Source organism: Actinopolymorpha sp. B17G11 (genome assembly GCF_040196095.1).
Taxonomy (GTDB): Bacteria; Actinomycetota; Actinomycetes; order Propionibacteriales; family Actinopolymorphaceae; genus Thermasporomyces.
Genome location: NZ_JBEFTW010000013.1, coordinates 134741 through 154867, shown reverse-complemented (window position 1 = coordinate 154867; position 20127 = coordinate 134741). Strand labels below are relative to the sequence as shown.

At 65.1% G+C, this 20127-nt stretch carries 23 protein-coding genes; 6 read left to right on the top strand and 17 right to left on the bottom strand.

What is annotated here, in order from left to right; translation table 11 throughout:
- The first annotated feature begins 63 nt into the window (after window positions 1–63).
- Entirely contained in the window at window positions 64–2130 is a 2067-nt protein-coding gene (locus ABN028_RS16035; RefSeq protein ID WP_349697125.1) for a hypothetical protein, read from the top strand.
- Window positions 2131–3021: 891 nt separating this feature from the next.
- Here the strand turns inward: ABN028_RS16035 and ABN028_RS16030 are convergent.
- The gene (locus ABN028_RS16030) at window positions 3022–3228 is read right to left on the bottom strand and encodes a hypothetical protein (RefSeq protein ID WP_349697124.1); all 207 of its coding nucleotides are present in this window, start codon (window positions 3226–3228) and stop codon (window positions 3022–3024) included.
- Between ABN028_RS16030 and ABN028_RS16025 the strand changes: the two genes are divergently transcribed.
- On the top strand, window positions 3219–3473 hold the full coding sequence (locus ABN028_RS16025; protein WP_349697130.1) for a mycothiol transferase: 255 nt from the start codon (window positions 3219–3221) through the stop codon (window positions 3471–3473). The two genes, ABN028_RS16030 and ABN028_RS16025, sit on opposite strands and share 10 nt — an antisense overlap.
- A gap of 135 nt (window positions 3474–3608) precedes the next feature.
- Here ABN028_RS16025 and ABN028_RS16020 read toward each other — a convergent pair whose 3' ends face one another.
- Complete coding sequence (locus ABN028_RS16020) at window positions 3609–4313, bottom strand: ribonuclease HI (RefSeq protein ID WP_349697123.1); 705 nt, start codon at window positions 4311–4313, stop codon at window positions 3609–3611.
- Window positions 4314–4513: 200 nt separating this feature from the next.
- Here ABN028_RS16020 and ABN028_RS16015 point away from each other — a divergent pair, with 200 nt between their 5' ends.
- A complete protein-coding gene (locus ABN028_RS16015) occupies window positions 4514–4762 on the top strand; it encodes a hypothetical protein (protein ID WP_349697122.1) in 249 nt (82 codons plus the stop codon).
- A 1363-nt stretch (window positions 4763–6125) separates the two neighbouring features.
- Here ABN028_RS16015 and ABN028_RS16010 read toward each other — a convergent pair.
- The 13 genes from ABN028_RS16010 to ABN028_RS15950 all read right to left on the bottom strand — a co-directional run bounded on the left by ABN028_RS16010 (window position 6126) and on the right by ABN028_RS15950 (window position 14624).
- Complete coding sequence (locus ABN028_RS16010) at window positions 6126–6401, bottom strand: hypothetical protein (protein ID WP_349697121.1); 276 nt, start codon at window positions 6399–6401, stop codon at window positions 6126–6128.
- On the bottom strand, window positions 6398–6685 hold the full coding sequence (locus ABN028_RS16005; protein WP_349697120.1) for a WhiB family transcriptional regulator: 288 nt from the start codon (window positions 6683–6685) through the stop codon (window positions 6398–6400). The genes ABN028_RS16010 and ABN028_RS16005 overlap by 4 nt, the downstream gene beginning before the upstream one ends.
- Window positions 6682–7083, bottom strand: coding sequence for a hypothetical protein (locus ABN028_RS16000; protein WP_349697119.1), 402 nt, complete (start codon window positions 7081–7083; stop codon window positions 6682–6684). The genes ABN028_RS16005 and ABN028_RS16000 overlap by 4 nt, the downstream gene beginning before the upstream one ends.
- A gap of 227 nt (window positions 7084–7310) precedes the next feature.
- Complete coding sequence (locus ABN028_RS15995) at window positions 7311–9494, bottom strand: hypothetical protein (RefSeq protein ID WP_349697118.1); 2184 nt, start codon at window positions 9492–9494, stop codon at window positions 7311–7313.
- Between the two features lie 83 nt (window positions 9495–9577).
- The gene (locus tag ABN028_RS15990; protein ID WP_349697117.1) at window positions 9578–10795 is read right to left on the bottom strand and encodes a hypothetical protein; all 1218 of its coding nucleotides are present in this window, start codon (window positions 10793–10795) and stop codon (window positions 9578–9580) included.
- A complete protein-coding gene (locus ABN028_RS15985) occupies window positions 10795–11238 on the bottom strand; it encodes a hypothetical protein (protein ID WP_349697116.1) in 444 nt (147 codons plus the stop codon). The genes ABN028_RS15990 and ABN028_RS15985 overlap by 1 nt, the downstream gene beginning before the upstream one ends.
- 24 nt (window positions 11239–11262) lie before the next feature.
- Complete coding sequence (locus ABN028_RS15980) at window positions 11263–11634, bottom strand: hypothetical protein (RefSeq protein ID WP_349697115.1); 372 nt, start codon at window positions 11632–11634, stop codon at window positions 11263–11265.
- 511 nt (window positions 11635–12145) lie between these two features.
- The gene (locus ABN028_RS15975) at window positions 12146–12487 is read right to left on the bottom strand and encodes a hypothetical protein (RefSeq protein WP_349697114.1); all 342 of its coding nucleotides are present in this window, start codon (window positions 12485–12487) and stop codon (window positions 12146–12148) included.
- Complete coding sequence (locus ABN028_RS15970) at window positions 12484–13428, bottom strand: hypothetical protein (protein ID WP_349697113.1); 945 nt, start codon at window positions 13426–13428, stop codon at window positions 12484–12486. Before ABN028_RS15970 ends, ABN028_RS15975 begins: the two co-directional genes overlap by 4 nt.
- Window positions 13425–13697, bottom strand: coding sequence for a hypothetical protein (locus tag ABN028_RS15965; RefSeq protein WP_349697112.1), 273 nt, complete (start codon window positions 13695–13697; stop codon window positions 13425–13427). Before ABN028_RS15965 ends, ABN028_RS15970 begins: the two co-directional genes overlap by 4 nt.
- Window positions 13694–14119, bottom strand: coding sequence for a hypothetical protein (locus ABN028_RS15960; RefSeq protein WP_349697111.1), 426 nt, complete (start codon window positions 14117–14119; stop codon window positions 13694–13696). The genes ABN028_RS15965 and ABN028_RS15960 overlap by 4 nt, the downstream gene beginning before the upstream one ends.
- Window positions 14119–14361, bottom strand: coding sequence for a hypothetical protein (locus ABN028_RS15955; protein WP_349697110.1), 243 nt, complete (start codon window positions 14359–14361; stop codon window positions 14119–14121). Before ABN028_RS15955 ends, ABN028_RS15960 begins: the two co-directional genes overlap by 1 nt.
- A complete protein-coding gene (locus ABN028_RS15950) occupies window positions 14358–14624 on the bottom strand; it encodes a helix-turn-helix domain-containing protein (RefSeq protein ID WP_349697109.1) in 267 nt (88 codons plus the stop codon). The genes ABN028_RS15955 and ABN028_RS15950 overlap by 4 nt, the downstream gene beginning before the upstream one ends.
- 120 nt (window positions 14625–14744) lie before the next feature.
- On the opposite strand from ABN028_RS15950, the gene ABN028_RS15945 reads away from it, so the two are divergent.
- From ABN028_RS15945 to ABN028_RS15935, 3 genes are all read left to right on the top strand, one after another.
- Window positions 14745–15131, top strand: coding sequence for a GntR family transcriptional regulator (locus tag ABN028_RS15945; RefSeq protein WP_349697108.1), 387 nt, complete (start codon window positions 14745–14747; stop codon window positions 15129–15131).
- A gap of 435 nt (window positions 15132–15566) precedes the next feature.
- Window positions 15567–16610: a helix-turn-helix domain-containing protein gene (locus ABN028_RS15940; protein ID WP_349697107.1), complete on the top strand. Its 1044-nt coding sequence runs from the start codon at window positions 15567–15569 to the stop codon at window positions 16608–16610.
- 5 nt (window positions 16611–16615) lie between these two features.
- Window positions 16616–17194, top strand: a complete 579-nt coding sequence (locus ABN028_RS15935) for an HD domain-containing protein (RefSeq protein WP_349697106.1) — start codon at window positions 16616–16618, stop codon at window positions 17192–17194.
- A gap of 153 nt (window positions 17195–17347) precedes the next feature.
- Here ABN028_RS15935 and ABN028_RS15930 read toward each other — a convergent pair whose 3' ends face one another.
- Both ABN028_RS15930 and ABN028_RS15925 read right to left on the bottom strand, forming a co-directional pair.
- Window positions 17348–17884 carry a hypothetical protein gene (locus ABN028_RS15930; protein ID WP_349697105.1) on the bottom strand — a complete coding sequence of 179 codons (537 nt, stop codon included), beginning with the start codon at window positions 17882–17884 and terminating at the stop codon, window positions 17348–17350.
- 159 nt (window positions 17885–18043) lie between these two features.
- A complete protein-coding gene (locus ABN028_RS15925; RefSeq protein WP_349697104.1) occupies window positions 18044–20095 on the bottom strand; it encodes a DEAD/DEAH box helicase in 2052 nt (683 codons plus the stop codon).
- Window positions 20096–20127: the final 32 nt, after the last annotated feature.

Below are 20127 nucleotides of genomic sequence, written 5' to 3'. Positions count from 1 at the left end.
CCGAAGAGGACCTCTTGGTGAGGTAGGAGTCCAGTACCAGCTGTGGGCTAAAAGCAGAGAATCATGACTGTAGCGATCGTAACCATCCTTGTGACGGCGCTCATCATCGGGTTTTTGTATTCCATTGCCCGCAACTTCAGCCGATGGACGTTGCGTCTGACGACTTTCGTCGTGGTTCTAGCCGCGATAGGTATCGGCGTCGGCCTAAACTTAGGATCTTCGCCGGCGGGTGCGACTGCAGGAACAGAGACGCTGGAGCGCCGCACCGTTAGCGCGTACGACGAGATCGCATCGCGACTGTTCTCTCCGCTATACGAGCTTCACGACGTACCACACAGTCGATCAGCCTCGATTGCGTTCTTACTAATATTTGGAATAGTGTATTGGCGCCTTGAAGTTGCCGCAGCTCGTCGTGAAACACCGCGCGTCAACGTCGACGGTCCAGACAGGAATGACACACCGGCAACACGACGCCTACTCAATAGATTGAAGGTAAAGCTGCCCGCGATCGCCGTTCCCGCACCGCCGACGATGCCAGGCGGATCACACCGCGCACATCTGGCGACCGTGGTCGAAGCGAGCGATGTAACTGGCGGCCGAGTAATGGCTGCGGTCATGCGGCTATCCGAGTGGATCACACCGTCGCCGCCCACGTACATCGCACGTCTGCGCGCCGAGCCCACCAAATCCGGACCACTACGCGATGACACGCCCATTGACCTCATTGTCGATCTCCGCGACAAGGGCTCCGGCGACAGCCTGGCAGTAAAGGCCTTTCCACCAGTACCCTTCGGGCAAGCCGCCGACCGCGCGGCCGGTTTCGTGGCCAGTAGGCTGTTCTCCAATGATCCGTCCAAGCCGAAATGGGTAACCAGAGGAAGATGGGACGGTGACGATCTCACTGCGTATCTGCTCAGTCTGCGGCCACGTCGCCTCGAGTTGACGTACGAGGCAATGCTCCAGAATCGGCGGGATAGGATCGAGCTACTCAAGCCGTATGCGACCGACGGACCCGCTGCAGACGTCGCTAGATACGAGTTGGCTTCCCTTCATGAACTGGAAGGTGAAGAACTCGACGCCGTCCGCTTGCATGCTCTGACTCGGGCGCACGCCGGCGTCTCGCAGAATCTGGCGAAAGGGATAGATCGATCCTTCGGCACCCGCACACCCTGTAGGCTCGGCATGAGTCTCTCGATGCTGGCTAACAGATGGTTCCAAGAAAAATGGCAAGGGTCAACGGCGTCTGAGGCAGGTCCCGAGACGGCCGAGCGCATTCGCTCCGACATGTTTCAATACCTGTCGAATGCGGGGATGTTAACGAAGCAGTTCGAGGGACGCGATTTGGTTAATCCTCGAAATATCGACGAGGTAAGGCTTGAGCTGCTTCAGATGGCACAGATTGAGTTGGGCAGGTATCGCGACTTCACAAGGTGGCGGCGTCGCGTATGGGTGAACTTGACGCGCCGAGAGTGGCGCTCCGACTTACGAGGAACCATTGGAGTGACGCCGTGCGCCATTCTCGAGCGATGGGATCGTCGACATCTCGCCAGGCTTGCAATCCAAATCGTGCAGGCTCGACTCGTCGGTCCTCACTGGTGCGCTGGCGGGCCTACGCCGTCCTCTCAGGGATGCCCTACATGCTCGAGCACACTGATGCCAGAGGCCGAACCGGACATGCGGCCCCGAGCCGATCAGCGACTCCTCGCGTGGCTTGCTGGTCGCGATCCCGTCTCGTGGCAGGAGAAGTACAACAGAGTCTGCCTGTATGCCGTGAAGAATGTCGAGTGTCATGAAGAAGCCTGCCCATCCCACGATGCGGCGGCGGCGACGGCGGTCAAGCACATCGGCAGGCTTGTCACAGATCCCGAGTGTGACCTCGACCATCCATCCGAATGGATTGCGGTAGATCCTGACCTTCGGTGCCTGCACAGAGTGGAGGGATTCACGACCCTTGTCGAAGGACAACTTCGGCGCGACTTCCCCAATGGCCTCGGTAACGTGTCGATCCTCAACACATTGACGAATAGCAACGAGGAGTGGCTCAGGAGACGATTGAGGCGTACCTGGCTCCATGAACTTGGGCCCCCGAGGCCTCTAATTCCTAGTCCGCGGTCGCCCGATTCGTCTTGATCCGACATCACGCCCAGCCGGCATGACAGATTTTCCTTGGGCAGAGTTGGACAAGGGCATCGCGGGCAGGGTTGTCGTTACTTGCGGAGGCGCGCATGGTGCGGGACATCGGTCGGTGGATGTACGAAAATCGAGGACAGAGCTCCTGTCGGAGAGGATGTCAGTCCATTTCTGAGAAACGCTGGCTGTTCAACCCGCAGTTCGTGGCTGAGGCGGTGCAGGTGGTGATCGAGACCGGGAAGCCGATCCCTGAGCACCAGCCGCGGCCATCTGGGCGCTCACTCGCTGAGCCGGTCGACTCAACTGCCGCGCCGGCCGGTCCGCGACGCCAGCGCTAGCTCCTCCAGCAACGGCCCCCGCTACCGGGCAGAGTTCCCTGTTACAAGAGAGAGTTCCTACCGTCTGACCTGGTGACGACGGGAGCCGCCGGTGGGAACGGAACCCACGACCTACGCATTTCTCCTTCCGCGTCTGAGTCTTTGCACCAGAATCGGGGTTTCAATACCCAGCCACTGGACGGGTAAGTTGATCACCCGTTCACGAGGTTGCAGTGTCCCAGCCGAGGCCGGGCCGGAGTCGCGTAAGCGGCTGGCCCCGTCGGAGAAGTATGAAGTGTTCGTGCAGGTTCTGACTCAGCTGGCCACTCAGCGGGAGACAGCGGAGAAGTGGGGTTGCCTACGCGTTCTCGGGCTGGGTTTGGCGGTGTATTGCCAGGTCAGGCCGGGTCTAGAGCGGTGATCGCGGGTGGTGCGGGGACTCGCGATAAATGCCGGCCTGGGCGGTGCTGAGCGGGGTGGTGTGTACGACGGTGCCGGCGCTGCCGGTGAGGGCGACGGCGTGGACTCGTTGGAGTTCGGTCGCGATGCGGCGCCAGGTCAAGCCGGTTCGGCGTTATGCGGCGCGGGTGAGCAGCAGGGCGAGCCAGCACAGTAGGACGTGGGCGCGGATGCGGTGTTCGAGGCGGTGGAAGATCGGCCGCAGCAGCAGGCTGGATTTCAGGTCGCGGAAGCCGCGCTCGGCTTCGAGGAGGTTCTTGTAGTAGAGATGAACTCCTCGCTCGCCCTCAGGACAGAGTTTCAGGACCTGATCTGGCCTCACCTGAGCTTGACACAGAGGGGAAGACCACTCTCCGGCAAGCACTCGTGGTCATGATTCATGAGACCAGTCGTCACGCCGGGCACGCTGACATCGTGCGCGAACTCATCGACGGTTCGATCGGCGGCTCGAAGGACAACAACCCCTGTGTACCCGATTGGTCCGAGGAAGCCTGGTGGCGGGACTACCTCGCACATGTTGAAGCATCAGCGACTGCCGCTGAGCAGGCTTTGAACGAACGTCGATAGAAACACCTATCGCGCAGCGCGCAAAGGCCCGGTGATTCTGTGGCCGTCTGCGGGCTGTTGGCGTGTGTGTTGTGAACGAGCGTCCACGACACCGCGTGAATCCGGCATCACTCGACAACTTGCCGCAGTAGAGGCCTATAGGAGTTGGTCGCGGTGCCGGGGGCAGCGTCCCCCACCCGTGGCCACAGTGCACCGACGTCCGGTCCTGGTGATCGCTTGGCACTGCACCTGCGGGTCGTGCACGTGGCACAGCTCGGAGGGGCGCGGGTCGATCGTGCAGGGTTTCCCGGTCTTGGTAGTGGCGCGGCATCGAGCAGGTGTAGTTGCCGCGACCCGTATAGACCGTATGTCGGGTGAATCGGTCGGGCGCGGTGTTGCTGGCAGGCTCGGTGTTGTGGACATACTCGGCGGCGAACCGGTCCAGGTCTGGCCGTGCCGGTTGGCGACGGCTTGATCGGCGGTCTGGTCGGCGATCGCGTTGAGCATGTCCCCGTCGTCTTGGTGTGCTCGCACCCAGGTGAAGACCACGTCGCGGCCCGACACCATCCGCCTGATGCGCGCGACCAACTCCCGGTTCTTGGCCGCTCGGTAGCCCCCGGTCACGACATTCATGGCGTACTGTGAATCGATGCGGATCTCCAGCGGCACCACCGGGGCCGTCGCCTTGAGCAGTTCGGCTACAGCGGTGAGCTCGCCGACGTTATTCGTCGCGTCGCCCAGAAACCCCGACGCCCCCTGACACGGGGTCCCTTCCGCGTCGGCGAGCACCCATGCCCATCCCGTCGGGCCCGGATTTGGTTGGGCAGATCCATCCGTTGCCGCAATCACGCGTTCGACCATGCCGCCGCACGTTAGCTGGGCCTGAACATGGTCTGCCACCAGCGCATTTGGCGCCGTGAAGATGAGCCCGCGCGGGCTCGCAGCCTAGCATGTGTGACAAGTCACATCACCAACCTCTGCCGATCATGGAAGACGTTGCTCCACGGCGCCAGGGAGGTGAATCATCAGGGCGATGACGGCTGCTCGAACGGAGGATGCAGGTGGCTGAGGAGAACCTCGAGGTCAGGGTGAAGTGGCGGGAGAACGGGGCGCGGTCCGAGCCGTACCGGATCCACGCCGACCCCGACGACGTCCCTGCCCTGTTGACGCATCTCGAGCAACTCGCCCGCTCCTGGGCTAACAAGGACACGTCCCGCCGCTGGTTGGGCGAGTACGAGCTCGAGGTGAAGTCGCTGGAGCGCGGTTGGCTGGAGTTCACGGTTTCTGGTGTGTCGGAGGATCCCTGGTAGGGCCACATCACGCGTGACCGCGGCGTTCGCAGCCCACCAGCGGGCGGCGGTGCGCATCTTTGGACTACAGACGTTGTGGGCTCGGTGACCTTCGCCGGGGCGGTCCCCGGATCCCTCGATGTGGGGCGCTTGACGGGCGCATCCGGCGTGATCCCACCGAGCCAGGGCATCAAGTGTGCCGTATCGCGAGTCTTGCTGCGTACGAAATCCACAGGTACGTGAGCCTTAGTGGCTGCCCACTGAACTGCCTGAAGATAGGTGGAACAAGCAGCCCTGATGGCCACGGGGCCCGAGGATTCGATGCCGTTCACGCTGCGCCCGGTTTCGTATCGCGTCCTAGGGATGGATCGACGTTGGCGATCGCGGGATGGCAGGCAGGGCATCGGTACGGACGATTGTCGTCCGCCTCGCGCATGCGAGTTGTCTCGTCGCAGTCCCCGCACCACACGGGTCGCCCAGGTCGTAGCGTCGGCGGCCGCGGAAGGTCCGCGAGACGCGCCGCCAGAACTGCGTAGGAGTTGCGAACACCATCAGGGCTGGCCCGCAGGTGGGCAGCGAGGTCCCCCGGAGCCCACCCGCCATCGAGCGCTGCGGCCACGGCGGGCTTCAACCTTTCAGCCGCCTGCGGGCCGATGCGCCATGGCGGTCCGAGTGCGTCGAGTACCTCCGCGGCCGCCGGGGACAGCGGCGGGGCGTTGCGTCCACTCGAGCCTCCTCCTCCGTCTTCATTTGCGGACGCGCCGTCGGGCTCAGGAGGGGAGGGGGAGGAGGTAGGACTAGGTCTGGTAGGGGTTGGTGTCGCTGCAGGCGACGTTCGCGAGGTGTTCGGCCGAACCCCACCCGAACGCAAGTCTGTGACCTGCGCAGATAGCGTTCGAGGTTCTGATGCAGTCGGATGAGCATCAGTGGTCACGGTCGTGTCACTTGTCGGCGGCTCTTGGGAGTTTTTCTTCGCTCCTCTTTCCGCGCTTGAGATGTTCGCGCGAACTTCGTCCTGAACGGGTCCCTGCCGTTCGTCCGAACGTCTGCCAGCTCGCATCCGCCGCATCCGTTCACGCGCCGCGGCGCGTTGCTGCTCAACCTCCTTCCGCGTGGACTGGACGCCATCCCAGCCGACGAAGCGGTATCCGCCGTCAGCCTTCTCCCACAAGCCGACGTCGACGAGCTTGCGGACCTGGCTGGTGCTTCCGCCGAGAGCCGCCACCATGTGTCGGGGGACGAAGCCGTCGGTAAGCTGCTGCGCGCTCCACGACCCAGCGCGAGTCCAGAGGCCGATCGCCGCATTGCCTGCGGCGACGGCTTTCTCGTCGAACGCGAAGGTGTCGCACACGTTGAACCAGGGCATCCGTCTTGTCTCCCGGGATCAGATGGTGGCCAGCCGGTCAGCCTTATGGTCAGGGCGTTCCAACCCCGAGTCAGACGGCTCGTCGACCAAGGCCCGTTCGAGGTGTTCCTGGAGCGCCTGCGCTGCCTCAGCAAGCGCCTCCATGCCGCGGTGGTCGACTCGACGTACGGCGGCAGCAATCGCGTCTTCGGACAGGCCGCTCGCTGCGGCCGTGAATCCGATGCTGTGTCCGGCCGCCAGGAGCTTGAGAGCGGTCAGTTCGTCGGTATTCACCTCTGTGCGATGCGTGCTCACGCCGCCGTTCCCTTCTGGCCCTGGATCTCGATGATGTGCAGACGCCTGAAGCGGCGTCGTTCAACCTCTGACAGGCCGCCCCAGATCCCGAACCGCTCGTTGTTGGCGAGCGCGGTCTCAAGGCACTCTGCACGGACTACACAGCGTCGGCAGAGCGCCTTCGCCTCCCTGACCGAATTGCCCTTCTCCGGAAAGAACGCCTCAGGGTCCGTTTGCCCACATACCGCGTCGACGGTCCATGCTGCGCTATCAAACAGGGAACCGACACCTGGAACGGATGTCACGCCGCTGCCCCCTCTCGGTACTGCATAGCCGGGGCCGCCTGGTCGACGCGTACGAAGGTGACGGCGACGGCCCCGGGCGTTGTTGGTGTGGCGTCGCGCCAGTGGTAGACGATCCATGGCTCCCATGAGCAGTCGCAGTCGCTGCCGGGGTTCGCGGGGTCCGGAGCGTCGCAGTACGGCGAATGGACGTCGAACGTCACCCATGTGTGGTCGATGGTGAGTTCGTCGACCGCCAGGCACGGACGCCACCATTCCTGGTCCCGGGTCCGCGCGTTGATCTCCGCGACGTCCAGGTGGCCGATGAGCAGTTCGGTGCCGTCGCCGTAGATGTCCTCGACGATGGCGCTCGGCTTCATGTCGCCGAACAGATCGGTCAGGGTGAGCGGCTCGGAGGCCATCAGGACTCCACCTCCTGACGTCCGTGGTTCAGGTGGTGGCAGATGTCTCGGGCGTACACGGTCGGCGGTGTCCAAGTCATCGGGAGGTGTGCCACGCGGGCGTGCCAGGGGACGCGCGGTCGTCGGGTTCGGTTGCGGTTCACTGGTAGTGCCTTCCTTTCATCGCGGGGGCGATTCGCCGTGGAGCGCGGACTTGCTTGGCGGCTGGTGCCGCGCCCCACGGGCGTTCAGAACGATCTGGCCGGTTCCTCCTGACCTATACGGGCATTGGTTTGGTAGCGGCCGTGGCGGGCCTTGGAGATGTGTCCGGCGTCGACGAGCTCGCCGAGCAGCTTGTACGTCTGGGACGGGCCAAGATCGATTGCGGCAGCTACGTCAGTGGCCCGGTCGTTGCCGTTGCAGATCGCGACGTATGCCGCCAGCTGGGATTCGGTGAGGCCGTCGGGAACAACCGGTGCTTCGCCGTCGTGTCGGTTCGATTCGTGCCCGAACTTGCCGGGCGCAACAATCGCTGTAGGGAACGCGACAACAGGAGCGAGCTCGAGCGGCCCGTCCGCGATGCCAGTGTCACTATCCGCGTGGCGTTGCGTAGGAACGAGGGCGGCGAAGGCCTCGTCGTCGAGATCGACGTCGGCCAGCCAAGAGGCGAGGTCGTTCTCGAGGTCACGATGGTGTTGCTCCGCGATAGCGGCACGGTCGTGGTAAACCGGTCCTGCGGCCTTCGCGGACGGCTTGTCGAGCGCGACGCCGGGATGCGCTTCGAACCAGGTATCGGCGGCGCCGTTGCGGTCGTCCAGGAAGTCGGCACGGAACGGCGCAGACCGCACTCCCCTGGCCTGGTCGCCCGCGACGAGGTAGCCGTAACCGGGAAGGGAGGGCAGCTTGGACGGGTCGACCTGCAGGCGCAGGATGTTGTTCGCTACACCGCTGGTCGTACGCAGCACCAAGGTCGTGTACTGCTGCAGCAGTGACCGGAGCTTGTCGGAGTCACCGAACGACTTGAGCTCCGGATGCTGCGTCGCCGCTACGAACGACACGCACAGCTTGCGGGCCAGGCTGGCGAGGTTCACCCAACGGCGCACCAGGTCGGGCCGGGCGTGGTCGAAGATCAGGTGACACTCGTCGATGACGACCATCAGGCCGGGCAGTTCAGGGCTCGGTGTGAGACCGGCGACCCGACGCGCCTGCATGATCTTGCCGCGGATCGCGAACACCCGCTCCAGCGCAGCCAGCATCTGCTCACCGCGATCGACTCCGGTGGGTGCCCAGTCGGCGTAGCGGAGCAACTGTGGCGAACTGGTGCCGTCCTGGCCGTCGAGGTACCAGACGACCGTGTGCCCGGAGGCCTTCGCCGACAATGCGAGTGAGTTCAGTAGTGCGGTCTTGCCCGAGCCCTGGCCGCCGAAGATGACCAGGTGGCGGGCGGAGTTCGGAGCGTACAGGCCAACCCGGACCCGGCCTTCGCCGTCGGCGTACCAGCCGGGCTCGATCCAGCCCTCTTCCCGCTCGGCGTCCCAGAAGTACTGCGGGCCGTCGAAGCTGACCGTGTCTTTGATCGGCGAGCGGGTGATGACGGTCAACGTCAGCTGGGCGGAGTCTCGCGACTGATGCGTTTCGATGATGATCTCCTCCTGGGCGCGGCGTAGGCCGGTCTGGATCCGGTCGAGGGCGGCCAGCGCCTTGTCGAGGGACTGTTGGCCGGGCACGAGTTCGACCGTCCACGACTCGCGATGCTCGTCGATCACTCGGCTGTGCAGCGAGGAGCCGGGCAGCGGTCCGTTCTTGCTGCCGATGTACGCCTGCCATAGGCCGGCGATGTCGTGCCGGTCCGGGCCTGTCGACGGCTTCGTTACTGGTACGGGGGTGGCGGTCTGGGGCCCGTCGGGATAGTCGGGTCGGCAGTACTGCCACCACCTGGCTGCGAGCAGGTAGTAGCCGCACATCAATACCGCCGTCGTGACCCAGCCGATGCCTGCCTGTGCGGCCCAGGTCAGCCAGGCCGTACTGGCGAGCGTCGCGACGCCCGCCCGGGTCCGCCACCTCTCCGGTACCGCCGCGAAGACAGCCACCAGGCCGACGCCGGCGAGGCCCGCCATGGTGGCGTAGAAGACGATCGAGGACGCCCAGGTATCGCTCTGCGTCAGCCAGACGAGGAGCTGCAGGACGGCGTTGACAGCGAACAGTCCGGCGGCGATCAGGTGCGGAACAAGCTGGCGGCGGTTGCGGAACGCAGTGGATCGTCCGGCCTCGTGCTCGGCGCGCAGACGTTCCACTACTTGGTCCAGGCTGGAACCGCCTCGTCGTCCGTGACCGCGCCACTTCAGGCTGGCAGGGACACGGCGGTCCACTGCCTGCCGGGAGATCCGCACGCCTGACTCGTCGAATCTGGCGTTGATGGCTTTCCGCGGCATCACGTACGTCCTTCCCTTCGTCGTTGGTGAGGCGGATGGGTCGCCCGGCCGGCCAGCACTTCCGCCGACCGGGCGACTGTGGGTTAGTTCTTCACGAACTCCTTCGAGCCCGCATCGGGCGCGGAGTTGTACAGGTCGCCGATCTGCTGCGACGGCTCCAGCGCTCCCTTTGCCTTCGCGAATGCCGCTGCCGCGGTCGCGAACGCCTCCCGGGCCTCGGCGATCGCCCCTGTCACAGACGGGCCGACCTCAGCCCCTTCCAGGCTTGCCATAGACATCTCCAAGCTGCCAATGGCGTTCTGGGTCTCCTTCTCCCACGCCTCGATCGAGGCGATGGTCTGACTCAGGGTCGTCGTCTCACCAGTTGCAGCAGACATACGGTTTCCTTCCTGGGTGGGGATGTGTTGGTCGGCACCAGGGGCGGTGCCTTTCATGGCGCCAAGTGCAGCGTCCGTCTTCTGTTCAGGTGCCTGGCCCATGCTTGTGCGGCTGCGGTCCCGGAGGTATTCGAGCCACTCGCCGAGGCAGACTGCGTCGTGCGCCGGCCGCTCCGTCAGCGGCGTATCTGCGTAGCGATCGACGTATCCGGACGCGTAGCGGTAGGCGAATTTCGCGTCATCTGTTGCCGACTTCGCGTGGGCGAAGGCGTGTTGCCACAACCACTCGGCGGCGGACATCACCGGCTCGGGCTCCTGCACTTCCTCGTCATCGTCGACGCGTCGCTCGTCACACGTCGGCCTGTTGTCGCGACCGTCACCCAAGTCGTCCGTCGTCGTGGTGGTCTCCTGCGGGGCTGCATCGTCGACCGACGCCTCCGTCACAGGTGCCCGCTCCGGCGACGCTGGACCGGCGACGAAGTTGTGCCGCTGCAGCCAACCCTTCGAAGCGGATCGGAACGCAGCGGCTTTCCTGGAGAGGCCGACTCTCTCGCCGCGTTCCCGAGCTGCTGCGGCGTCGCGCATCCGGGTGGCGCGGTCCGCCATCCTTCGTTCGTACCGCTCCGCTTTCACGGGATCGATAGCCAGCCACTTGGCTTTCCGGCGCCGCATCGCCTGAGTCATCGAGTGGTCGTACAGCGCCCGGAGGTAGTCCCGTCCCGGACGGCCGCGAGCCCGGCGAGCCTCGGCCTTCGCTGCGCGTACGGCCGTACGCCGCTCCTCGAGGCCCTCGCGGCGCCGGAGTTCGGCCATCCGCAGCTCGTGTGAGGGCGGAGTCTTTCCGCGGACCATGAACGGAATGTCCGCGACCGACTTGCGCATCACGACCGCAGAGATCAGCAGGCACAACATGACGGTTTCCATCAGGCCCCCAGTCCGGAGATCACGTCGTTGAAGAGCGAGCCGACGGTTTGCCCGACAGTGCCGAGAGCTCCCTCGGCAACTGCGGCAACGCCGGCAAACGCTCCGCCGACGGCAGTAAGCACCGCGGGGAACAGCAATGCCGTCCACGCAGTCACCCGCGTGGGTGGGGCACCCTTCGGCTTGAGGTGGATGAACAGGTAGGCACCCATCACCACGGCAAGGAGGACCGGCACCGCGACACCAAACACGGCGGCAGTGCCGGCACCAGTCACGCGTTCCGCCGCCCCGGCAAACCGGTGCAGCAGGTTGCCGAGGAGGCCGGCAACACCCAGGCCGGCAATCAACATCAACCACGGCACTGCCCGCGGCCACGCCTTCTTCCGCATCAAGAGGAGTGCCAGCGCGAACCCGATTGCCGCGGCGGCACCCAATGTCAATGACATGTGCGTGTCTCCTCTCTGCTTTGCTCAGGCAAGCCAGGTCAGTGGGGCGATCAGAACGGCGACCACGGCGATTGCGACGTCGCGGACTGGCGGTATCTGCATCAGCAGGGCAACCAGTACGTAGCCCGCGACCAGGCGGGCTGGCCGCTCGACAAGCCAGGCGGCGTAATACAGGCCGGCCTGAACAACGAAACCAACGACCGCGTACGTGATACTGAGCCCGCGCAGGGGGCCATTGGCTGGGTGCTGGACGCCCCAGCGGGCGTACGCGAAGAGCCGACGCAGGCTCGGTCGGTCCTTCGACCAGACATCCGGGGGACGGAACAACCCGCCGACCCCCGGGTCGCCGTTGGGACTCGCCTCTCCCCACAGCCACCGCGCCACTCGCAGCCACAAGTCACGATCTGTGACCCGTGAGCTGGCCGCCGAAACCGCGTTCCTCGCGTGCGCGTATACGCGTGTTCCCCGCGTCGGGCGGTCTTCCGACACACGGGCACCATCGGAAGTTCCGATCGGAACCTCACCGTCTGTCGCTGGATGTCGCTGGCTCGAAGGCGCCTGCTCATGCACGGCTCGCAACATGGGACGTTCCTCGTCGCCCGTCCGGGCGCTTCCGCTCGGTGTGGTCCTCATCGCGTTGACCTCCTCTTCTGGATCGCGGCCTTGAACAGCTGATCTCCGAGCTCGGTGAGCAGCGCCACGGCCTCCCGAGCAGTTGCGGCGGCCTCGGACGGAACATCGCGGCTTGTCCTTGTGATCGCCCCTCGCAGGTAGTCCGCGGCCGCAGAGACCTGTCCGGTTGGATGGCCCGCCAGACCTCCGAGCCTGCGCTCGAGCGCCATCGACCGCGCTCGGTGGCGCGCCACCAGCGCCTCCCTTGCGTCCCGGCTGTTTCGCCGACCTGCCATCAGCTGCCCTCCCCCGTCGCGAACGCGTCTGCCTTGGTGCCGGCCGTGGAGTAGCCGGCACGCCAAGTCGTCAGCCGCACACCGGACTGGCAGTCACAGCTGGTTGCCGGTCCTTCCGCGCCGGCATGTGCCACGGCGATAGCGGCGTATTGCCGGTCGCCGTCCTGCCGCCCGGCACCGACAGCACCGACAGCACCGGCGTTGCCGGCGGCGGCCGTGCGGACGGCTGCCGGCGAAGACCAGCGCCGCCTCCGCCCGGTGCCCGCCCGTACCTTGCCGCTCCCCACCCGGCACCCACACGTCGTGTCACGACCGGCGCCCGCCGTCAGAGGACTTGTCATGTGCTCACCTCGCGGCGCGCCGAGCCGGTCTGGTCGCCCGCAGTAGCAGCGGTCTCATCCGAGGTCCGGCCCTCCGCCGGGTCGTCGTCGGCCCGCAGCTTCGCTACGACGTCGCGGACAGTGCGGTCAGAGACGCCGGTCTCACGGGAGATCTCCGCTGTGCCGGGCTCCCGGCCTTCGGCGGCAATCACCCGATCGCGGTACGCCTTCACCAGCGGAGCCTTTTCGCCCCGCACCGAACGGTTGCCGCGACCGCGGTGCCTGCCAATCTGTACGACCTCGCCGGCGGCGACGTCGCTGGTGACGTCGCCATGTGGAGCCCTCGACTGCCGGGAGCGACCACCGGCAGTCGAGGGGACAGAGTCGGCAGGGCCATCTGCGTCCTTAGCAATGGCTGCCGAGGATTGCCGGGCGGTCCCGGTGGTACGTCCGGGCGAGCGGGCCTTGCCGACCCGCCGAACACGACCATCCTGGGTTCCTGCGTCGTGGTTGCCGGTGTCGGAGCGGATCAGGCTGATCAGGTGCGCCGAGGCGGCAAACAACGCGGTAAGCACGACCGGAACCACGACGGCCGCCATCCATCCGATCTGGTCGATGTGCTGGGCCTGGATGAAGTGCCCGATGGCGGAGCCAGCAGCCGACACCGCCATCGTCAACAGCGATGTCCACCACGCGTACCGGCGGAGGCGGGGCCCGGCGGTCGGATCGAGAGCCTTAGCCATGCCAACGAAGATGTAGACGTCCAGGACAATTGCCGCGAGCCACGGCAGCGACAGGTCGGCTGCGGTCATCAGGCTCAGCCAGCCGTCCCACGAGAAAACGCCGGCGCCGAGGGCGACGATGCCGAGCGCGGCGACGTACGCCCGGTACCGCCCTCCCGGGCGGACCGGCGTATGGCTGGCGCTCACGCGAGTGCTGAAGTCGGTGGACGTGGAGGTCACGCCATGCCCTCCCCTCGCGCCTCGTCCCGGCGTGAGGCGTGTTCAGCAGCGCAGCGTCGGCGCTCATGCTCTGCGACCTCGCGAGCGAACTCGGCCGCCCGCTCCAGGTGCCGGGCAGCCTCGACCTCCTTGGCGTAGGGCCGGCCGTCGCGGTGCAGGTGAATCGATCCGAACCTCTCGGCAGCCAGCTCGGCCACCAGCGCCCGCCGTTCGGCCTCGACCGCGACGCCGTCGAACACGACCTCGGTGCTCAGAGCCACAACGCTCACCGCCGCGCCTCCTCGACCAGCCCCTCGGCGATGCGCCGCCAGAAGGCGATGTCGGCCTCCAGCCGTTCGGCGACCGAGACAGCGAGATCAAGGCGGCCCTCAGCGACGTGGCCGGCGACGGTTCTCGCGCGCGATCCGACCCGTTCAGCCCACGGCAACCAGGCGCGACGGGCTTGCGCGATCAGCAGCTGCAGGTGCTCCCGGTCCCAGTCCTCGAGTGCGGCGGCCTCCCCGGCCTCATTCGGTTCGCGCTCAACAGGCGCGCGCCAGCCACACCCGCAGGCGCCGACATACGCATTGAACTCCGCCGTTGCTGCCGTCCAGGTGCCTGTCAGCGTCCCGTCCGCCAGACGTCGAGCGGCGTAACCTTCGTGCTCATCACCGATCAGGTCGGCGTACGCACCGCAGTAAACGACCCCCATCAGGCCGGACCTCCCTCAACCGACCCACGCGCCTCGATCGCATCTGCCTCGGCGCGCAGAGCTCGTGCCACCGCCGAGTGCTCGACGGCGTCAGGATCTGCCCGCCAATACCCGGCACGCGCGAACAGGTCCCGGGCACGCTCTTCACGGCGTGCCGCCATCCGACGCAGCTCACCTGCCACCGCCGCGATCGCGTCGACTGCGCGGTGCTGCTCCTGGAGGTCCAGCCGGGTGCCAGTCATCCCGCAACACCACTTGCTGGAGCCCAGTCCGCGGCGTCGACGACTGCCCGCTGGTTCAGCGCCTGGTCGACGATCTCGTCGAGCGCCTTCGCCGGCACGATCAGCCGGCCGCGGATCCGAATGGCCGGGAACTCCCCAGCGTGGATCGCCCGGTACAGCGTCATCTCGGACATGCCGAGCATCCGCGCCACCTCAGCGACGCTGAAGAACCTGCGCGGCTCCGCGGCAGCCGCCTCTCCCTTACCACGTAGCACTGCAGTCACGATGCTCCTCCAGAAGACTCGGCAGTCAACGATCGCCACTGTATCAACAGTGATGACATTATCGACATAGTGATGTGAGGCGCGTCTCTAGGCACAAGCCCGCTCCCTTAACCTCTAGATGTGAGCCGCAAGCCGCTCGATGTCGAGGACCCCCAGCAGCCGTACCAGCAGGTCGCGGCCAGCATCAGGGTCGCCATCACGTCGGGCTCGATCCCCGTCGGCGACCAGCTCAGCTCCGTGCGTGACCTTGCAGGCGAGTACGGCGTCTCGACAGGAACCGTGCAACAGGCTCTACGCGTACTCCGTGAGGACGGCCTCATCACCACGTGGCAGGGGCGCGGAACGTTCGTACGCAGTCGACAGCCAGTCCCCGCCCGCAGCCAACAGTCCGATGTCGCGGCAATCATGCGGCGCCTCGACGAGATGCTTGACCGTCTCGAGCAGCTTGAGGAGCAGGTTGAGGCTCTCCGGAAGGGCACGAAGAAGCCTCGGCCATCAGCGCGCTAACACGCCCCTCAGCCCGCTCCAAACGGGCTGAGATGACGTCGATCCGCGCGCACACGACACTCAAGTCGTCACCGCCGGGCTTACCAGCATCATCATCTTGAGTAGACTTCAACAACCCGATGACTATGTGCTCGCGGTTCTGGAATCGCGCCTCGACCAACGCCGAGGCGCGTGCTGTCGTAGTTGCCGCGCGGGCTGGCGCCGCCACCCTCCTGCCCAGTCGTCCCACAGCACATTCTTCGGGCTGGTGGTCCACCCCTTCGCCAATCGGTCTCTCAGTCATGTCATCGACGCTATTGCTGTACGCCGTCGGAACGAACTCACCAGCAGTACAAGTTCAATGCGCAGGTAACGACGACTCAACGGGGTGATCATTTGTCGGGCTCCCTGGAAACCCTGCACGCCGGTCGGAGTTCGCCGAGCACGCTCGGCATCGTGTCTGGACACGTGCTCAAGGTCGTCCGCGAGAGCCTACCGGCGACACAAGTCTCCCTTGCCGAACAGCTCGACGTCGACGTAGCCACCGTCCAGGGCTGGGAAACTGGGCGTCGTCCCTTGTCCGCCGTCCGCACCTCGGAACTGTCCAGGCTCAAGCGTCGCCTCATCAGACTTGGTGCCAAGCCAGGCCCGGTGCACTTGCTGACCGACGCCATCGAAGCCGACCTCGCCATCACAGCGACAGTCCTTGGCGGCGACTCTGGAGTGGGCTCGGATCATCCGCTCGCTGGTGTAGTACATCAGCGTAGGATTACAAAGCTGATCGCGTGGCCACTAACGAACGTCATGCCACCGGAGCTCAGGAGCCTCCCCAGGGCACGTCGCCGGCGGGGACCCGTCGCCAAGGCCCCGACCCTCAGCTCTGAGTTGCAACTCCAGTTCTTCGACAACCTACGGGGCGGGGTAGAGCGTTCCGCAGGTGACCTCCTGTTACGGCGCCAGGCTACGTTCCTGCTGGGATTCGATCGGCGACCGTCGACCAAGCGGATGCTGCTTGACGAGCATCGTCCGGTGACGGGCGCACTCGGCGACCCGGCCGCGTGGCTTGCCGCCAGGTCGTCAGCCATCGCGCTGTCAAGGGCCGGCGATCCCGAGCCACTGCAACACTTCATTCGTTACCACACGGCTGGAGATCGTGAGGTCCTCGCCAACCTCAACTACTGGGCCTATTATCTTGGCGAATCCGAAGAGCTACAAACCGATGATTCATTCGTTTTCTCGATGGACGCCACGGCATGGAGCGGCACGCGCATGTTCACGCACCTTGCCACCCATCTTGACGATCCAGTCAATCAAGAACTCAACATTCACTCACTGTGGACGCTGCTACTGGTGAGGCCAACATTGGCACGGCAGCACTCCAGTGTACGAAATGCAGCCCAATCGGCAGTATCGAAGTTGGTCGATGATGACCTGTGCGCCCAAACAAAGGAAAAATTGCGTAGCGTACAATATGCGCTGAGGATCGCGGAAAGAGAGTAGGGACAGTGAATCGGCACGAGAGAGCAACCGTTGAGGATGCCGGTGCGCTGGCAAGCTTCGCGTTCGAGATGGGTGTCCTCAAGCGACTCCGTCGGGCGGGTTGGTGGCACGTCGGAGTTCGCGATCCGGAGTCAGTCGCAGAGCACTCGCTGCGCGTAGCTCAGCTCGCCGGCCTAATCGCAGCCGCGGAAGGCGCTGATCCCGCACGTGCCGCGTACCTCGGCGTTTGGCACGACTCCCAGGAAACGCGCACGGGAGACATCCCGCACACCGGGAAGAAGTACCTGCAGATTCAGGCAGCAGAGAAGATCACAGCCGATCAGACCGACACGTTACCCGGGCCAGCAGCGAGCACCGTCCAGGACGCCGTGGCGGAGTACGAAGCGCGTGAGACGCTTGAGGCGCGCTGCGCATACGATGCCGACAAGCTCGAGTGCCTCGTCCAAGCGCTCGAGTACCGCGATGCGGGCTACCAAGATGTCCAAGCTTGGATCGACTCGTCTCGAGCCGCCCTTCAGACCAAGACTGCGCAACGGATCGCGGACGCCGCTTTGCACGTCTCGCCGCAAGCGTGGCGCCAGTAGTGGCCCGCTAACCGATCTTTCCCCGGTGGGGGCACCCACGGCCCGCTTCAGCGACGTCTCCCGAGGGGCGGTGACCGTGGAGACATTGGACGGGCGTGACGGTATCTCACCGTGCGACTGAACGGCCGATGTTTGCTGATCAATATGGAACAGTCAATTGGCGAACAGCGCGACCCACCTGCGTTGCTCAATGGTCAGCGGGAGGGATTCGCATGTTGGATTGGGGTAGATTTCGGCTGCTCGCCATTGTGCTTCCGGGATACTCGCGGCTATCCCGCTCTTTACGCCGCGCACCCGCTGGTGGGCTGACACTTTCTGGGCATCGAACAAGTACACCGAGTCAATGCACCACGGTCGAAGAGTCTTGGCGTCCTTCGCAGACGCCTTGGGCCCAGTCAGCACCAGATAGTAGTCGACGACGGTCGACTCGGTCATGTCGAGGATGTTCTCGCGCTTGAGGTACCACTTGACGTTGACGCTCCTGCCTGCCAACGGGCCCGTGCGGAAGCGGCCGTCGATGGCCCTGGCCACGGCACTTGGCTCAAGCTGGATGTCGAAGATACGCGACGCGATCCACTCGCCGGCATGCCCGGAGGTCATGGGTCGGTTGATGAGCTGCCCAATGCGGACATCGATGGTGTTGCGCCCTCTGAGCAAACGAGCAAGTTCGGCGAGCTCTGAGTCGATCATCACAATGGCTGAACGCTCACCCGACTGCCGGAAGTCGCCACAACCCGGCGCGACTGGCGAAGATCATCTCTCACGCTTGAGGCACATCCTTTCGCTCTCAACCGACACGCATTGGCATACAAAGTAGCCGCTCCCCTACGTTGGCAACATGTACGCCGATCAGTAGCTCGCATCACGTAAAGGTGCGTTCAGCGTTGCGTACGTTCCGGCGTCATCTCTGAGACGTGCTGCCAGCGTGGCCTTGCCCAGACCCGCCGGAACTGCCACTGAGAACTTCAGACCGTCAAGCGCCGCGTCGTCGATGGCCGGCTGCTCGGCGAGGACTGCCTCCCCTCGCAGATCGAGGGCCTCCCGCACTTCAGCGGAGCCGACGTGAGGCTTGAGCCTGATTCGCATATCGCCAGCAGCTGAGCGGTCATCGACTAGATCGGCTATCCCATCGGCGAGCATCGAGTTGGCCGCGAGACCGGCGAAGGTCCACCACCGGACGAGGCCTGCCGCATCACGCACGACGTAGGTCCGGTCGCCGGCAGACACGAAGTCATGGTCTTCCCGGATCTGGCTCAGCTCCTGGGCGGCCCGCCGAGAGACCGACACAGTCGCGGGTGTCTCACCTGCGGCGACATCATGCTGTGCCCGTGCCAAGGCATACGAGAGGCTCCGGCCTCCGCCACTCCAGCGCGATCGTCCGCGCTGGTCGCTCGGTTCGACGAACACCCGCCGCTTACGCCAGTCGATGTGCGTGACCACCCAAGAGCGGCCGCCAAGGAGTACCAGCGTCGGCCCCTTGTCCGGGCGGGTCACAACTGAGAGGGTCGACAGCGATCCCAGCAGCTGGCGGCCCCACAACACCTGGAGGAGCGGCTCACTGGTGAAGGCCGACGTGAGTTCGATGAAGTAGCGGCGGCCAAACTCCTGCTCGGCGCGCGGTCCGATCGACACCAGTCCGCCATCGTCGATCACGAACCCCTCCGCCACGAGATGTGCCAGGACGTCTTCGGCCCCTGGCACTGCGGCAAGGCCGTCGAGCCATTCCCAGAGATCGTGGCGGACGATGCGACGCTCCTGCAGAACCAGGCCGAGGATCTGTTGAGCGACGATATGGCGCGGAAGAACGGGCGGTTGGACGGGCTCGACGTACCCCCTCTCCCACAGCAGCAGGATCGCTGCCGCCAACCAGAGCGAGCTCGTCCGCGTGGCGAGAAAGAGGGTGTTGCGGGTCGTCCCGGCGCGCCGTCCCGTCCGGCCCATCCGTTGCAGAAACGACGCGACCGTTGTAGGTGCGTCGATCTGGATCACTCGATCGAGGTCGCCGATATCCACCCCCAGTTCGAGCGTCGACGTTGCGACGATGACGCAGTTGGACTCTGACGCAAACCCTGCTTCCGCCTGCCGGCGCTCGTCCGAGGACAGGGACGAGTGGGAGACAAAGGTCCGTACCCCGTTGGCGCGCAGCGCGACCGCCAGCTCCTCCACTTGCGTACGGGAGTCGCAGAACGCGAGTCGCTTCTCGCCTTGGTGGAGGCGGGCGATGACCTTGGCGGCATTCGAGATCGAGCCCACATAGTCGAGACCGACATCCACTGATGCCCCTGACGTGTCAACCTCCGGATTGACTACCTGACGTGCAGTCGATGACCCGCTCGTCAACCACTCCAGTAGCGCCTCGGGATTGCCCACCGTCGCCGACAGTCCGATCCGCTGGACCTGCCGGCCGGCCAGTCGGGTGAGACGTGACAGCACTCCAAGTAGGTGCCAACCCCGATCGTCTCCCCCGAAGGCATGGAGCTCATCGATCACGATGGCTCGCAGGTCAGCAAACAGCCACTGATGGTCCACCCGGGCTGACATGAGCATGGCTTCCAGTGACTCAGGTGTCGTGAGCAGGATGTCTGGTGGGTCCTTAGCGATCCGGCGCTTCACGGAGTCGGTCACGTCTCCATGCCAGACAGCCGCACGTCGTCCCAGCCATCCCGCCATAGCGGATGCCCGCGGTTCGAGGTTGTTCAGCAACGCCCGAAGTGGGCAGACGTATAGAACGCTCAGGCCGCGCCAGTCTTTGTCGGCCATGCGCGATAGCAGAGGAAGTAGCGCTGCCTCGGTCTTGCCGCCGGCTGTAGGGGCAAGGAGCAGTGCATCATCGCCGGCAAGCACTGGCTCGACCGCCGCCTCCTGGAGCGGTCGCAACGAGGACCACCGAAGGCTGTTCACCACGTGGTGCTGAACAGCCGGGTGAAGATCGT